Raw genomic sequence first — 16271 nt, 5'->3', positions numbered from 1 at the left:
CCCACAGGCTGGCTGTGGGGATGAAAAATAACAGCAGATTAGCCGCGGCGACGCTCGAAATCGATCATGAAATCGGTCAACGCTTTCACGCCTTCAAGCGGCATTGCATTGTAGATAGACGCGCGCATCCCACCGACCACACGATGCCCTTTCAGCGCATGCAGACCAGCAGCAAAAGACTCTTCCAGGAACAGTTTATCCAGTGAGCTGTCAGCCAACTGGAAAGGAACGTTCATGCGCGAGCGGTTAGACTTCGCAACGTCGTTACGATAGAAGTCACTGTTATCAATGACGCCGTACAACAGTTCCGCTTTTTGCTGGTTAATTTTGTCCATTGCGCTGACGCCGCCTTGCGCTTTCAGCCACTTAAAGACCAGACCAGAGAGGTACCAGGCAAATGTCGGCGGCGTGTTAAACATCGAGTCATTGTCGTTCAGGACGGTGTAATCGAGGATCGACGGGCAGGACACGTGCGCTTTGCCGAGTAAATCTTCACGTACGATGACGATCGTCAGACCCGCTGGGCCGATGTTTTTCTGCGCGCCGGCGTAGATTACGCCATAGCGGCTAACATCAAGCGGCCCAGACAAGATGGTGGAAGACAGATCAGCGGTCACCACAACGTTACTGGCAAAATTCGGCGTCTCATCGATTGCAATACCATCAATGGTTTCATTCGGGCAATAGTGCAGATAAGCCGCATTGTCAGAAAGCTGCCATTCACTCATTGGCGTGACCGCCCGCAGGCCGTCAACGGTAACTTTGGCATCAATCACGTTTGGTGTGCAGTATTTCTTCGCTTCTTTAATGGCGCTGGCTGCCCAATAACCGGCATCGACGTAATCTGCCGTGGTCTTATCGCCTAAAATATTGAGCGGGATCCCGGCGAACTGACCGCGACCACCGCCATGGCAGAACAACACTTTGTAGTTGGAGGGAATGCTGAGGAGATCGCGAAAATCCTGCTCTGCTTCCTCTGCGACCTGGATAAACTCTTTACCACGGTGGCTAATTTCCATCACCGACGTGCCAAGACCATTCCAGTCGCGGAGATCCTGTTGAGCCAGTTTAAGTACGTCCGCCGGTAGCATTGCCGGACCTGAACTAAAATTGAAGACCTGAGTCATTTCCCCTCACCACGTTGTGTTGTTATCCGGTCAACATCCTGTCGTTGGCAATAATTCCTGTGACAGACATTGGGTATATGTTTTTCCTGTGGATATCGGTTTTATCATTCAGCGACACGCGCCGCAATGGGTAATACGGGTCAGGGGAAAAATGTGTCATTCGTCACACAACAGAATCTATCGGATTGACGGCTCAAAACCGATATTTTCGCTGTCAGGTGACCCGTTTTGCCCGACTGGCCTTCGTCCATTCTGGATTTGCACAGCGCGGACATAATTGATGATCCCCTGCGCGCATGTGAATAACTTCACTACAGCGTACGCAGGCATAATCCCCTGCCGCCGGTACCACCTTAAAGCGTTGCGTACAGTGTTTAGGCAGAATGCTGAGACCGGGTTTGACGTCTTCATCGGCAAAGAAATAGACGCTGATTTGCCCGTTTGTCTCCAGAATAGCGAGCTTCACCTGCCCTAATTGCTCTACACCGTTCAGCCGCAATTCCATAAAAAACTCGAATTCCGTCATATTGGCGTTATTGAGCTTCGACCATGACAGTTCGCCGTCTTCGATGATCACCAGCGGTTTACCCTCCAGCAGATCCTCCAGCTTTTCACTGTGTGCCATCAGCCACATCACTAAGCGATACAGCAGCGCCAGGGTAATGAATACCACCAGCACCGGTAGCAGCGGAACATCGTCATAAAACGCCACATCCCCCGCTGCCGACCCCAGCGTCAGGATAATCAACACTTCAAAAAGCGACATCTGGCGTACACCACGCCGCCCCGTGAGCTTTAAAAACAGAAAAACCAATATAAAGGTATACAAGCTGCGCAGCGCCACCTCACCCAGAAACTCCATGGGCACTTTATCCAGCGCCATACGGTGTAAATCGAATGCTTTCATTTTGTACTCTTAACGTGGGTTATCGTGTGAAAGCATAGTCAACGCTTTTATTTGCGTCACCGCAGTGGCGGCGATAGCGCCATTCATATAAAACCCGTATCATTGCGCGCTTTCCGTACGACAAAAGTGATTTTCATGACGCAAACATTTATTCCCGGCAAAGATGCCGCGCTGGAAGATTCCATCGCCCGCTTCCAGCAAAAATTACTCGACCTTGGTTTCCAGATTGAAGAAGCCTCATGGTTAAACCCCGTTCCTAACGTTTGGTCTGTGCATATTCGCGATAAAGAGTGCGCACTGTGTTTCACCAACGGTAAAGGCGCGACGAAAAAAGCGGCGCTGGCTTCCGCGCTGGGCGAATATTTTGAGCGTCTGTCCACCAACTACTTTTTTGCCGATTTCTGGCTGGGTGAAACTGTCGCTAACGGTCCATTCGTGCATTATCCGAACGAAAAATGGTTCCCGTTAACCGAAGAGGATGACGTTCCAGAAGGTCTGTTGGATGCCCGTCTGCGCGCGTTCTACGATCCGGAAAATGAACTGACCGGCAGCATGCTGATCGACCTGCAGTCAGGCAATGAAGAACGCGGCGTTTGCGGTCTGCCGTTTACCCGCCAGTCTGATAACCAAACCGTGTACATTCCGATGAATATCATTGGCAACCTGTACGTTTCCAACGGAATGTCTGCCGGTAACACCCCAAATGAAGCACGCGTTCAGGGGCTTTCTGAAGTCTTTGAACGTTATGTGAAGAACCGCATTATCGCAGAAAGCATCAGTCTGCCGGAAATCCCAGCCGACGTGCTGGCGCGTTACCCGGCTGTGGTCGAGTCCATCGCCAAACTGGAAGCCGAAGGGTTCCCAATTTTCGCCTATGACGGCTCGCTGGGCGGTAAATACCCGGTTATCTGCGTAGTACTGTTTAACCCGGCTAACGGGACCTGCTTTGCGTCATTTGGCGCCCACCCGGACTTCGGCGTGGCACTGGAGCGTACCGTCACTGAACTGTTGCAGGGCCGCGGTCTGAAAGATCTTGATGTCTTTATGCCCCCGACCTTTGATGATGAAGAAGTGGCTGAGCATACCAACCTCGAAACCCACTTCATCGATTCCAGCGGTCTGATCTCCTGGGATTTGTTCAAGCAAGATGCCGATTATCCGTTCGTTGACTGGAATTTCTCCGGCACCACGGAAGAAGAGTTCGCCACCCTGATGGCTATCTTCAAAACCGAAGATAAAGAAGTGTATATCGCTGATTACGAGCATCTGGGCGTGTACGCCTGCCGCATCATCGTTCCGGGGATGTCCGATATCTATCCGGCTGAAGATCTGTGGTTAGCGAACAACGGTATGGGCACACATCTGCGTGAAACCATTCTTTCTCTGCCGGGCAGCGAGTGGGATAAAGAAGACTATCTCAGCCTGCTCGAACAACTGGATGAAGAAGGTTTTGACGACTTTACCCGCGTACGTGAGCTGCTGGGTCTGGCAACAGGTTCAGACAACGGCTGGTCTACGCTGCGTATTGGTGAGCTGAAAGTGATGCTGGCACTGGCCGGCGGTGACCTGGAGCAGGCACTGATTTGGACCGAATGGACAATGGAGTTTAACGCATCGGTCTTTAGCGCCGAACGCGCCAACTACTACCGTTGCCTGCAAACGCTGCTGCTGTTGTCGCAGGAAGACGATCGCCAGCCGCTGCAGTATCTGAACGCTTTTGTCCGTATGTACGGTGCCGATGCGGTTGAAGCGGCGAGTGCGGCATTAAGCGGAGAAGCGCCTTTTTATGGCCTCCAGTCCGTCGACAGCGATCTGCAGGCTTTCCCGGCGCATCAGTCTCTGCTGAAAGCCTATGAAAAACTGCAGCGCGCAAAAGCAGCATACTGGTCAAAATAATGGCAATTAGCCTGCTCTGAGTAGGCTTCAACAATTGACTACGCTATATTACGGGGCGCATTTTGTGCCCCGTTTTTTTTATTTTTGCTTAATCAAAAATAAATGTAAAAACAAGGTTAAAAATTAGTAGTTGATATTAAAAAAAATAGCTTGATAGTGTTGCATTTTATCTCAATTACTCCATTTTAATTAACCGCTCAACGGGAGGCGAAAGGAAAAAATTCAACTCACTTTATAATTTTTAAAATTTATTTTTACTATAATAATCAAAAAGTTACTCCGTAATCGCATAAAAACCATGCGTCTTACGGGCCTATAAGCCAGGCGAGATATGATCTATATCAAATTCTCATCTATAATGCTTTGTTAGTATCTCGTCGCCGACTTAATAAAGAGAGAGTTAGTGTGAAAGCTGACAACCCTTTTGATCTTATACTTCCTGCTGCTATGGCCAAAGTTGCCGAAGAAGCAGGCGTCTATAAAGCAACGAAACATCCGCTTAAGACGTTCTATCTGGCAATTACTGCCGGTGTGTTCATTTCAATTGCCTTTGTTTTCTATATCACCGCCACGACCGGTACTGGAACAATGCCTTTCGGTATGGCCAAGTTGATCGGTGGTATCTGCTTTTCCCTGGGACTGATTCTTTGTGTTGTCTGCGGCGCTGACCTCTTTACTTCAACCGTACTGATTGTCGTCGCTAAGGCCAGTGGACGTATTACCTGGGGCCAACTGGCAAAAAACTGGCTCAACGTTTATGTTGGCAACCTAGTAGGTTGCTTGCTCTTTGTGCTACTGATGTGGCTTTCCGGCGAATATATGACCGCTAACGGCGCATGGGGGCTAAATGTCCTGCAAACCGCCGATCACAAAGTGCATCACACCTTTGTTGAAGCCGTCAGCCTCGGTATTCTGGCAAACCTGATGGTGTGCCTGGCCGTATGGATGAGCTACTCAGGCCGTAGCCTGATGGACAAAGCGTTTATCATGGTATTGCCGGTCGCAATGTTTGTTGCCAGCGGTTTTGAGCACAGTATCGCAAACATGTTTATGATCCCTATGGGTATCGTAATACGCGATTTCGCCACACCGGAATTCTGGACCGCTGTCGGTTCTTCTCCGGAGAATTTTTCACACCTGACCGTGATGAATTTCATCACCGATAACCTGATTCCGGTTACGATCGGTAACATTATCGGCGGCGGTTTGTTAGTCGGGTTGACATACTGGGTCATTTACCTACGTGGTAACGATCATCACTAATTTGTTGATGCCCATTACACGTAGTAAATAAAAAATCCACTTAAGAAGGTAGGTGTTACATGTCCGAGCTTAATGAAAAGTTAGCCACAGCCTGGGAAGGTTTTACCAAAGGTGATTGGCAGAATGAAGTAAACGTCCGTGACTTCATTCAGAAAAACTACACTCCGTATGAGGGTGACGAGTCCTTCCTGGCTGGCGCAACTGACGCGACCACCAAGCTGTGGGACAGCGTGATGGAAGGCGTTAAACAGGAAAACCGTACTCACGCGCCTGTTGACTTTGACACCTCCGTTGCTTCTACCATCACTTCTCACGACGCTGGCTACATCAACAAGCAGCTTGAGAAAATCGTTGGTCTGCAGACTGAAGCTCCACTGAAACGTGCGATCATTCCGTTTGGCGGCATCAAAATGGTTGAAGGTTCCTGCAAAGCGTACAATCGCGAACTGGACCCGATGCTGAAAAAAATCTTCACCGAATACCGCAAAACCCACAACCAGGGCGTATTCGATGTTTATACCAAAGACATTCTGAACTGCCGTAAATCCGGTATTCTGACTGGTCTGCCAGATGCGTATGGCCGTGGCCGTATCATCGGTGACTACCGTCGCATTGCGCTGTACGGTATCGACTACCTGATGAAAGACAAGTACGCTCAGTTCGTCTCTCTGCAGTCCGATCTGGAAAATGGCGTAAACCTGGAAGCAACTATCCGTCTGCGTGAAGAAATTGCTGAACAGCACCGCGCACTGGGTCAGATCAAAGAAATGGCGGCTAAATATGGCTGTGATATCTCTGGTCCGGCTACCAACGCTCAGGAAGCTATCCAGTGGACCTACTTCGGCTACCTGGCCGCTGTTAAGTCTCAGAACGGTGCAGCAATGTCCTTCGGTCGTGTATCCACCTTCCTGGATGCATACATCGAACGTGATATCAAAGCAGGCAAAATCACCGAGCAAGACGCTCAGGAAATGATTGACCACCTGGTCATGAAACTGCGTATGGTTCGTTTCCTGCGTACGCCTGAATATGATGAACTGTTCTCCGGTGACCCGATTTGGGCAACTGAATCAATCGGCGGTATGGGCGTTGACGGCCGTACTCTGGTTACCAAAAACAGCTTCCGCTTCCTGAACACCCTGTACACCATGGGTCCTTCTCCGGAGCCGAACATCACCGTTCTGTGGTCTGAAAAACTGCCTCTGAACTTCAAGAAATTCGCCGCTAAAGTGTCTATCGATACCTCTTCTCTGCAGTATGAGAACGATGACCTGATGCGTCCGGACTTCAACAACGACGATTACGCTATCGCTTGCTGCGTAAGCCCGATGGTTGTTGGTAAACAAATGCAGTTCTTCGGTGCGCGTGCAAACCTGGCGAAAACCATGCTGTACGCAATCAACGGCGGCGTTGATGAAAAACTGAAAATCCAGGTTGGTCCGAAATCTGAACCAATCAAAAGTGACGTTCTGAACTTCGACGAAGTGATGGAACGTATGGATCACTTTATGGATTGGCTGGCTAAACAGTACGTCACCGCACTGAACGTCATCCACTACATGCACGACAAGTACAGCTACGAAGCCGCTCTGATGGCGCTGCACGACCGTGACGTTGTTCGCACCATGGCGTGTGGTATCGCAGGTCTGTCCGTTGCTGCTGACTCCCTGTCTGCAATCAAATATGCGAAAGTTAAACCGATTCGTGACGAAGACGGTCTGGCTATCGACTTCGAAATCGAAGGCGAATACCCGCAGTTTGGTAACAACGACTCTCGCGTTGATGACATGGCGGTTGACCTGGTAGAACGTTTCATGAAGAAAATTCAGAAACTGACTACTTACCGTAACGCTATCCCGACTCAGTCTGTTCTGACCATCACCTCTAACGTTGTGTATGGTAAGAAAACCGGTAACACCCCAGATGGTCGTCGTGCTGGCGCACCGTTCGGACCGGGTGCTAACCCAATGCACGGCCGTGACCAGAAAGGTGCTGTTGCCTCTCTGACCTCCGTTGCTAAACTGCCGTTTGCTTACGCTAAAGATGGTATCTCTTACACCTTCTCTATCGTTCCGAACGCACTGGGTAAAGACGACGAAGTTCGTAAGACCAACCTGGCAGGCCTGATGGACGGTTACTTCCATCACGAAGCGTCCATCGAAGGTGGTCAGCACCTGAACGTGAACGTCATGAACCGTGAAATGCTGCTGGACGCGATGGAACATCCTGAGAAATATCCTCAGCTGACCATCCGTGTATCGGGTTATGCAGTACGTTTTAACTCCCTGACTAAAGAACAGCAGCAGGATGTTATTACTCGTACTTTCACTCAGACCATGTAATTGGTTTTGACTGAAATCACGCGTTAAATGTCGTACAATAAAGGCTCCACGTAAGTGGGGCCTTTTTAGCAACTAAGTCTCTTTCGTCAGCTATCTATACTTATGGATGACTGCCAAAACAGACTCGACACAGTTAATAACTGTGCACTCACTCTGGCCCCGGATGGGCCACATCTGGAGATACACCGCAATGTCAGTTATTGGTCGCATTCACTCCTTTGAATCCTGTGGCACCGTAGACGGCCCGGGCATCCGCTTTATTACCTTCTTCCAGGGCTGCCTGATGCGCTGCCTGTATTGCCATAACCGTGATACGTGGGACACGCACGGTGGTAAAGAAGTCACCGTCGAAGAATTGATGAAAGAAGTGGTGACCTATCGCCACTTTATGAACGCCTCCGGTGGCGGCGTAACGGCATCCGGTGGTGAGGCTATTCTGCAGGCCGAATTCGTTCGTGACTGGTTCCGCGCCTGTAGAAAAGAAGGTATTCATACCTGTCTCGACACCAACGGTTTTGTCCGCCGCTACGATCCGGTGATTGATGAACTGCTGGAAGTCACCGATCTGGTGATGCTCGACCTCAAACAGATGAACGACGAAATTCACCAGAACCTGGTCGGTGTGTCTAACCATCGTACACTGGAGTTCGCACGCTATCTGTCTAACAAAGACATCAAGGTGTGGATCCGCTACGTCGTCGTACCAGGCTGGTCTGACGATGACGACTCAGCACACCGTCTGGGCGAGTTTACACGTGATATGGGCAACGTCGAAAAAATCGAATTACTGCCTTACCATGAGTTGGGTAAACACAAATGGGTGGCGATGGGCGAAGAATATAAGCTGGATGGCGTTAAGCCACCGAAGAAAGAAACCATGGATCGCGTGAAAGGTATCCTGGAACAGTATGGTCATAAAGTGATGTATTGAGTTTACATCCTTGTAAAACGGCTGCCTAACATGGTGGCCGTTTTGTTATCTGCACTTACCTCTTCGGCAAACGGGTCACAACACAGGAAAGGACGTCATGCGGTTATTCATCTCAGGAGTGTTACTGTTGTCTGCCCAGGCCGCGAATGCCGCCAGCAACTGCGATATTAATGCCATCATCCAGCACGCCTGGCCGGATGCCAGGACAACGTCGCAAGGCACCATCACTCAAGATAACCGGGTCATTACCACCCACAGTGATTCACCCAAAAGCGCGATTTGCCGCATCTGGCCAGCGCACCCTGAGCTGACGCTGGCCGCTGTACCATTAATGACACAGCAGTATAGCGATTACGATAACGTCGGCGATATGGAGCTTCTGGTGCTCGATTCCACCACACTCGACGTAAAACAACGATTACGCCTGCCAGAGAGAATGAGCGACGATGCCATTCGCATCACCGGCCTGGCACTTGATACCGCTCGCTGGAAGGTTACGCCTGAACAGACCGCATTCGGCTTGCGTATCTCCCGCACCGGCAGTTCTCGGGTCAATCCATTTAGTGAAACGGCACTTTCGCTGTATGTCATCGACAATAATCAGCTCCGGCCAATACTAAACGGTATCGTGCTGGAAAATAGCAGCGGAGAATGGGATGGCAACTGCGAGGGAACCTTCAGCGACAGTAAACGCAGCCTGGCGCTGGATACCGGTTCGCAGAATGGGTATATTGATATTCGGGTAACCGAGAAAAGCGTGGCATCCACGAGCTATGTTGATGCCAATGAGCAATGCGCAGCGAAAGATAAACCGGGTAAAGCCAACTGGTTACTGCGCTATGACGGTCACCAATATACCATTCCCGACGAACTTGCCCCGCTGTCCTGAGCCGCCAGAAGGAGATAGCCTGGCTATCTCCTTCTTATTATCGCTCGTTTAACTCTTTCTTCTCGCCAGCAGCGGGAAAATTAAGCCCAATCCGACCAGTACAAACGGTGTCACAATGTTCAGCGTCAGCTGGAAAGTCCACTCCGGGGTAAAGGCTTCCATTTTTGGAAAAATCCCGGTAACGCAAGCAAATGCCGTGAAGGCAAAACACCATCCTCCGACGGTTAATGCCAGCGTTTTGTTGCGAATAAAGACATATTCTGACTTATATTTCTGCGCCAGCCGAATAACGGCAATAAATGCCACGAACACCCATAAATAACGCAATGGCATAACAACTGAGTTGAGATTCAGCAACCATTTATACAAATTATTCATGTCACCAATACCCAGCGTCGGCAACATAATCAGAATCGCGACTAATACTAACGTTAATATATAACCGTTCACCGGTGTGCCGGACGCATTCGTACGGCACAAACGCGCAGGAATATATCGACTGTCCGCATCACCCAGCAGGACTTTAAGCGGCGCATCGATAGAAAACACCAACGCAGCAATCTGCCCCAGCGTGTTGGCAACCGCATAAATGACCATCAGCGTGTTACCCATCCCGTAATACTCGCCCAGTTTCTGGAAAGCATAATATTGACCATTGGTCATTAAATCATCGGGAATATGCCGGGAGTCAAACATCATCCCCATTGCCAGCGAGCCGAGAATTGCACATACCGCCACCATAATCGCCAGAATCAACATCCCTTTCGGGAATTCTTTGCCTGGATTGCGAGTCTGGTTAACGTAAGGTGAAATTTTTTCCGCGCCACCCACCGCGAAGACCAGCATCGAAATCGTCGTGATATAGGTAAAATCAATATGCGGAATGAACGATTCCCAGGTGATGTTGGTGGTAGCGATCTCAACATCCGTAATTGCCGGTGCGGTTACCGCCATCACGACATACAGAATCGACATCACAAACATCGCAATTCCCGCCACGGAACCCACAATTTTCAGTGACTTCATCCCACGAGATGCAACCCACATGAAGAAGACAAACAGTGCCAGCGTCAGCCCCTGTAACGCCACGACAGTGTATTCTTTAATGAGTGACCCATCCCCCTTCAGCGCCCAACCCAGGGCAATCAGGATAGCTTGCGGTTTCTGCGCCAGGTAAGGAATATGCACGACCCAGTAAGTCCATGCGGCAAGGTAAGCCAGCCCCGGACCCATGGTGTGTTTAATCCAGGTACTGACACCACCTTTCCCCTCTTTAAACGTGGAGCCAAGCTGCCCGACGATCAGTGCGTAAGGGATAAAATAGAGCGCAAAAATAAAAATCCAGGAGGAGACAACGACTAATCCCTGATTAGCATAGTTGTTTACAACGTTGCCAAACCCCCAAACGGTAATAAACGACATCAAGGCGATGTTGTACCATCGCAACTGTTTTTCCTGTGCACCGGCCATACGCGATCCTTCGTGGGGTTATTTTAAATATCAATAAATGAGGCGATGGATTATGCGCGGTAAAATGAACGGGCGGAAATGGCAGAATGTAAAACTATAACCTTCTGCACAGTTTATTTTTCAGCAAAGATGAGGGGGAATTAAATACGGTGGATTCTCACCAAACATACATAATTTGTATGAATGGAAACCCACCGTAATCGTTAAATAGCTTCAGATATGTGCCACGGAATTGGGCTTGTGTCCTGTTTTACGCAGCAGCATCAGTAAATAAATAAACGACACGCTGGCGATCATGATAAACAACAGGCTATCTGAGAAGTTCTGCATCAGCATCGCGGTAAATGACGGCCCCAGCAGGCTCCCCACGGTATAGCTTAATAACAATGCCTGGTTCATGGCAACCAGTTGATGATGTTCCACTTTTTCGCAGGCCCAGGCCATTGCCACTGGATAGAGCGTAAAACCGGCCGCACCTAACATGAACAACGCAGGGGCCATTGCCGCCTGATTCAGCATCGCAATGCTACCGAGGATCACCACAAAGACCTGAACGCGTAAAACCAGCAGGCGACCTAATTTATCCGCCAGACGACCAATCGGCCATTGTCCCAGAATACCAGCGCTGACCATCACCGCCATCCAGAAACCAATGCTGGCGTTACTGGCCCCCTGATGATTAAGGTACAGCGGCATCAAGCCATACAACGAGCCCAGCACAATACCGGAGATAATGCAGCCATTCACGCCCAGTCGCGCCTGACGAAGTCTCAACATCGATGCTATCGGCGTCGAATGTTGTTCCTCGCTTTGCTGATTCATAATGCGGGTAAAGAGCAGTGGTAATACGCCTGCCAGAATCGTGCCAGTAACCCACGGCAAAACGCTCATGAGATCTGTCGAGACTTTACTGACTAACAGCTGCCCTAAAAACGTTCCCACGTAATAGACCATCATATAGGCAGCCAGTAAGCGTCCGCGGTTACGAGAGGTCCCGCTGCACATCAGCGCGCTTTCCACCACCACCCAAATCATGGCACAGCCGACACCGGCGATAAAACGCCAGGTCATCCAGCTCCAGAATCCCACCATCACACCCAGCCCAATACACCCCACGGCGAAGATAAACGAGGCAATGTAATAGCTGCGGTTGAAGCCAAGATGTCTGATTAAATACCCGGTCAGCAACGTCCCCACCAGATTACCGGTGAAATAAGACGAACTGACCACACCCACCTGCCAGGTCGGGAGATTTTCATGGGCGAGCCAAAGCGGGACGAGCGTGTTTAACACGGCGATCGCCAGGGTCAGCAGCAGTAGCCCGCACAGCAATAGCATAACGGGTCGGGTATAGGTAGACATGAATAAAAACCGTGAGGAAGTTCAAATTTCATGCGCATCATGCCACTGCCAAAAACATTGTCAATCGGCGCAATCAGGGGTCTGAGGCGCTTTCATGACGATCGATTCGTATTACTGATTCTTAATATGAATGGATAAAAAAGAGGAAAACACATCTGTTTGTTTTAATTGATCTAAAACAAAATTATCGCGTTTCGTTCAGTCGAAATATTTCATGGATGTATCGCATTTTTTATTTGCCGAATGGCGCCGTTAGCTGCGCCATTCGGCATTCTTTAGATCAGCTGGCAACCGCCATGCCCACGGTCATATGCAGACCGTAGAACACACCGCGCCCGATCAGTTCACCGACAAGCAGCAAAATAAACGCCACTGACAGTAACGGTACGGCCGGTTGGTAGCCTTTAACCTGCGGCACAACCCAGCAGCACAGCGCCAAAGCCAGTGCCGCAATACGCCACGCCATCAGCGAGCCGTAGTCCGGTACCAATGCAGATGCCTGCTGAACAGAACTGTGAATAGTCGCCAGTTCAGTGCCCTGCATTACCGCCATGATAGCACTCACCACCAGCGCAAATATGGAAATCGCCGGCAGCAGGCGCATTGCCCAGCCGTCTACTCCAGCCACACGCAGCAGCAGATAACCTAACAGCGGCCCCCCCAAAAACAGCGTCAGGAAGAAGCCCAGCGGCGTCCAGAGGCTGTACCAAGTAGGGATCGTATCAATGGTGTTATACACCCGCACCATCATCCAAACGAAAACCACGCCCAGTACCATAGTGACGATTAGCCACAGAGTACGTAACGCAGACGGCATTTTTTTCAATGTCGCCATCAGCCAGCCGATACCGCCCACCGCGAAGAACAGCGAACCGCTGGCAATTTCGTTACTCAGTGCAGAGGCTCCGATACGGTTAAGGGAGTTAAAAGCACGCATCGGCGATCCCAGGTGCAGCATGGAGGCAATAAAGCCGATGCCCATTAACACCCACAGGCCCAACATACAGGCAACGACGCGCTGCTGTGCGTCGGGACGTAAGCCCCCTTTCATCAATGCCAGCGCCAGAACAATAAAACCGCCAACCACGCACTGCCCGAAGACCGTGAAGATCATCAGCGGCCACTCATGCCATCCACTTCCCATCTTACACCTCCTTCGGATTAGCCAGATAACCAGTGGTATCCCCGGTCGGGCGGCTATTGGCATTAGGTTTGATTACAATGCTAGGTTTGGTGAAATGTGCGCCCGGTAGTGGCGCAACCGCCGCCAGCTCACCGTGTTTTTTGCGCAGTTCATCAATCGGACCAAAATCCAGCGCGCGCAATGGACAAGATTCGACGCAAATCGGCTTTTTGCCCTCGGCCACACGGTCGTGGCAGCCATCACACTTGGTCATATGCCCTTTGGCCGCATTGTACTGTGGCGCGCCGTAAGGACAGGCCATATGGCAATAACGACAGCCAATGCACACATCCTCATCGACGACCACAAAACCGTCTTCACGCTTGTGCATCGCGCCACTCGGACATACCTTGGTACACGCCGGGTCTTCACAATGGTTACACGCAATGGACAGGTAATAGGCAAAGACGTTCTGGTGCCAAACGCCGTTGTCTTCTTGCCAGTCGCCACCGGCGTATTCGTAAATACGACGGAAGCTGACATCCGGGGTTAAATCTTTGTAGTCTTTGCAGGCCAGTTCGCAGGTTTTGCAACCGGTGCAACGGCTGGAATCAATAAAAAATCCATACTGGGTTGTCATCGGTTACTCCTTACACCTTTTCAACCTGAACAAGGTTCGTATGTGACGGGTTCCCCTTCGCGAGCGGAGAAGGACGCTGGGTCGTCAGCACGTTGATGCAGCCGCCCTGATCCACACGTTTCATATCCGGGTCATACCAGGCTCCCTCACCTAGAGCTACCACGCCCGGCATCATACGCGGCGTCACTTTCGCCTCGATATGCACCTCGCCACGCTCGTTAAAGATGCGTACCTTGTCGCCGTTGCCAATACCGCGTCGTTGCGCATCCAACGGGTTGATCCACATTTCCTGGCGGCAGGACGCTTTCAGTACATCCACGTTGCCATAGGTCGAGTGAACGCGAGATTTGTAGTGGAAGCCCGTCAACTGCAGTGGGAATTTATCCGCCAGCGGATCGCTTAAACTTTCAAAGCCCGGGGCGTAAACTGGCAATGGATCGATCACATCGTCTTCAGGCAATTCCCAGGTAGCCGCAATGTCTGCCAGCGCCTGAGAATAAATTTCAATTTTGCCCGATGGCGTTGTGAGCGGGTTGGCTTGAGGATCCTCACGGAACGCTTTGTACGCCACATGATGCCCTTCTGGATCGCGCTGTTTAAAGATCCCCTGCTTGCGGAACTCTTCAAACGTAGGCAGTTCAGGTATCGCTTTGCGCGACTGTTCATACAAATGACGCATCCACTCTTCCTGAGTACGGCCTTCCGTAAACTGCTGCTCAACGCCAAGGCGCTTCGCCAGTTCGCTGGTCATTTGGTAGATGGTCTTGCATTCAAAGCGAGGTTTGATGGCCTGATCGGTGAAAATCACATACGACATATTCCCGCAGGAGGCATCCAGCGCGAAGTCCATTTGTTCAGACGCTGTGCAGTCTGGCAGCAAAATATCCGCGTATTTCGCCGAGGACGTCATGTGGCAATCAATGACGACAATCATCTCGCACTTCTTATCATCCTGCAGGATTTCATGCGTGCGGTTGATATCAGAGTGCTGGTTAATCAGACAGTTACCAGCATAGTTCCAGATCATCTTAATGGGCACATCAAGCTTATCTTTACCGCGAACACCGTCACGCAGTGCCGTCATTTCCGGGCCGCGCTCAATGGCGTCCGTCCACATAAACATCGAGATACTGGTTTCAACCGGGTTTTCCAGCGTCGGCATACGTTCAAACGGCAGATCGTAAGAGCCTTCACGCGCACCGCTGTTGCCACCATTAATACCGACGTTACCGGTCAGGATAGCCAACATAGAAATAGCACGGGTGGCAATTTCACCATTGGCGTGACGCTGTGGTCCCCAACCCTGACTGATGTAGGCAGGTTTGGCGCTGCCAATTTCACGTGCCAGCTTAACGATGCGTTCAGCAGGAATACCGGTTATCTGCGCGGCCCATTCCGGGGTCTTCGCGATACCGTCTTTACCCTGACCTAAAATGTAAGCCTTATAGTGGCCATTCTTTGGTGCGCTCGCCGGGAGAGTTTTCTCGTCATACCCCACGCAGTATTTATCGAGGAACGGTTGATCAACCATATTTTCGGTAATCAACACGTACGCCAGGCCATTGACCAGTGCCGCATCGGTGCCCGGACGAATCGGGATCCATTCATCTTCACGACCCGCACCGGTGTCCGTGTAGCGCGGATCGATAATAATCATTCGCGCATTGGATTTCTGCCGTGCCTGTTCAAGGTAATACGTCACCCCGCCACCGCTCATGCGGGTTTCACCAGGGTTATTACCAAACAGAACAACCAGTTTACTGTTTTCGATATCAGACGGACTGTTACCGTCCGCCCAGCCGCCGTAGGTATAGTTCAAACCAGCCGCGATTTGTGCAGAAGAGTAATCCCCGTAGTGGTTCAGATAACCACCACAGCAGTTCATCAGACGAGCGACCAGCGTTTTACCCGGTGGCCATGAGCGTGTCATGGTTCCGCCCAGCGTACCGGTGCCGTAGTTCAGGTAGATAGACTCGTTGCCGTAGTCTTTGATCAGGCGCTGCATGTTGGTGGCGATGATGTCATAGGCCTCATCCCAACTGATGCGCTCAAACTTACCTTCACCGCGCTTACCCACGCGCTTCATTGGGTATTTCAGCCGATCCGGATTATAGACACGACGGCGCATAGAGCGGCCGCGCAGGCAGGCTCTAACCTGGTGCAGGCCGTCATAATTGTCATCGCCGGTGTTGTCGGTTTCAACATATTTGATTTCACCGTCCACCACGTGCATACGCAGCGGACAGCGGCTACCGCAGTTCACCGTACAGGCGCTCCAGATCACTTTCTCATTGATCTGCGCCGGATTAATGGCTTCTGCA

At 50.8% G+C, this 16271-nt stretch carries 12 protein-coding genes; 5 read left to right on the top strand and 7 right to left on the bottom strand.

All coding sequences use genetic code 11. The features are described from left to right. Positions 1-38: 38 nt before the first annotated feature. Positions 39-1127, bottom strand: coding sequence for a 3-phosphoserine/phosphohydroxythreonine transaminase (gene serC, locus FDW95_RS13750; protein ID WP_096757681.1), 1089 nt, complete (start codon positions 1125-1127; stop codon positions 39-41). A 214-nt stretch (positions 1128-1341) separates the two neighbouring features. Continuing rightward, a complete protein-coding gene (locus tag FDW95_RS13745; RefSeq protein WP_117341710.1) occupies positions 1342-2034 on the bottom strand; it encodes a DUF421 domain-containing protein in 693 nt (230 codons plus the stop codon). A gap of 135 nt (positions 2035-2169) precedes the next feature. Here FDW95_RS13745 and ycaO point away from each other — a divergent pair, with 135 nt between their 5' ends. The 5 genes from ycaO (at position 2170) to FDW95_RS13720 (ending at position 9355) form a co-directional block, all read left to right on the top strand. Further along, complete coding sequence (ycaO, locus tag FDW95_RS13740; RefSeq protein ID WP_115258945.1) at positions 2170-3930, top strand: 30S ribosomal protein S12 methylthiotransferase accessory factor YcaO; 1761 nt, start codon at positions 2170-2172, stop codon at positions 3928-3930. Between the two features lie 405 nt (positions 3931-4335). Next, entirely contained in the window at positions 4336-5193 is an 858-nt protein-coding gene (focA, locus tag FDW95_RS13735; RefSeq protein ID WP_135322512.1) for a formate transporter FocA, read from the top strand. 59 nt (positions 5194-5252) lie between these two features. After that, entirely contained in the window at positions 5253-7535 is a 2283-nt protein-coding gene (gene pflB, locus FDW95_RS13730) for a formate C-acetyltransferase (RefSeq protein ID WP_096757685.1), read from the top strand. A gap of 190 nt (positions 7536-7725) precedes the next feature. After that, positions 7726-8466, top strand: coding sequence for a pyruvate formate lyase 1-activating protein (pflA, locus tag FDW95_RS13725; protein WP_096757686.1), 741 nt, complete (start codon positions 7726-7728; stop codon positions 8464-8466). A gap of 97 nt (positions 8467-8563) precedes the next feature. Further along, the gene (locus tag FDW95_RS13720) at positions 8564-9355 is read left to right on the top strand and encodes a hypothetical protein (RefSeq protein WP_170973000.1); all 792 of its coding nucleotides are present in this window, start codon (positions 8564-8566) and stop codon (positions 9353-9355) included. Positions 9356-9403: 48 nt separating this feature from the next. Here the strand turns inward: FDW95_RS13720 and FDW95_RS13715 are convergent, their stop codons facing one another. From FDW95_RS13715 to dmsA, 5 genes are all read right to left on the bottom strand, one after another. Continuing rightward, positions 9404-10825 carry an amino acid permease gene (locus FDW95_RS13715; RefSeq protein WP_096757687.1) on the bottom strand — a complete coding sequence of 474 codons (1422 nt, stop codon included), beginning with the start codon at positions 10823-10825 and terminating at the stop codon, positions 9404-9406. A gap of 213 nt (positions 10826-11038) precedes the next feature. Next, positions 11039-12187 carry an MFS transporter gene (locus tag FDW95_RS13710; protein ID WP_096757688.1) on the bottom strand — a complete coding sequence of 383 codons (1149 nt, stop codon included), beginning with the start codon at positions 12185-12187 and terminating at the stop codon, positions 11039-11041. 280 nt (positions 12188-12467) lie between these two features. Further along, the gene (locus FDW95_RS13705) at positions 12468-13331 is read right to left on the bottom strand and encodes a dimethyl sulfoxide reductase anchor subunit family protein (RefSeq protein ID WP_115258946.1); all 864 of its coding nucleotides are present in this window, start codon (positions 13329-13331) and stop codon (positions 12468-12470) included. A 1-nt stretch (position 13332) separates the two neighbouring features. Then, positions 13333-13950 (bottom strand): dimethylsulfoxide reductase iron-sulfur subunit DmsB, encoded by a 618-nt coding sequence (gene dmsB, locus FDW95_RS13700; protein ID WP_096757690.1) that lies wholly within the window; start codon positions 13948-13950, stop codon positions 13333-13335. Positions 13951-13960: 10 nt separating this feature from the next. After that, positions 13961-16271 (bottom strand): dimethylsulfoxide reductase subunit A (gene dmsA / locus FDW95_RS13695; RefSeq protein ID WP_137363531.1); only part of this gene is annotated, 2311 nt, incomplete at its 5' end.

Origin of the sequence: Citrobacter sp. wls718 (assembly GCF_005280945.1) — a bacterium.
GTDB lineage: Bacteria > Pseudomonadota > Gammaproteobacteria > Enterobacterales > Enterobacteriaceae > Citrobacter > Citrobacter gillenii.
This window is presented reverse-complemented; position numbering and strand designations above follow the sequence as displayed.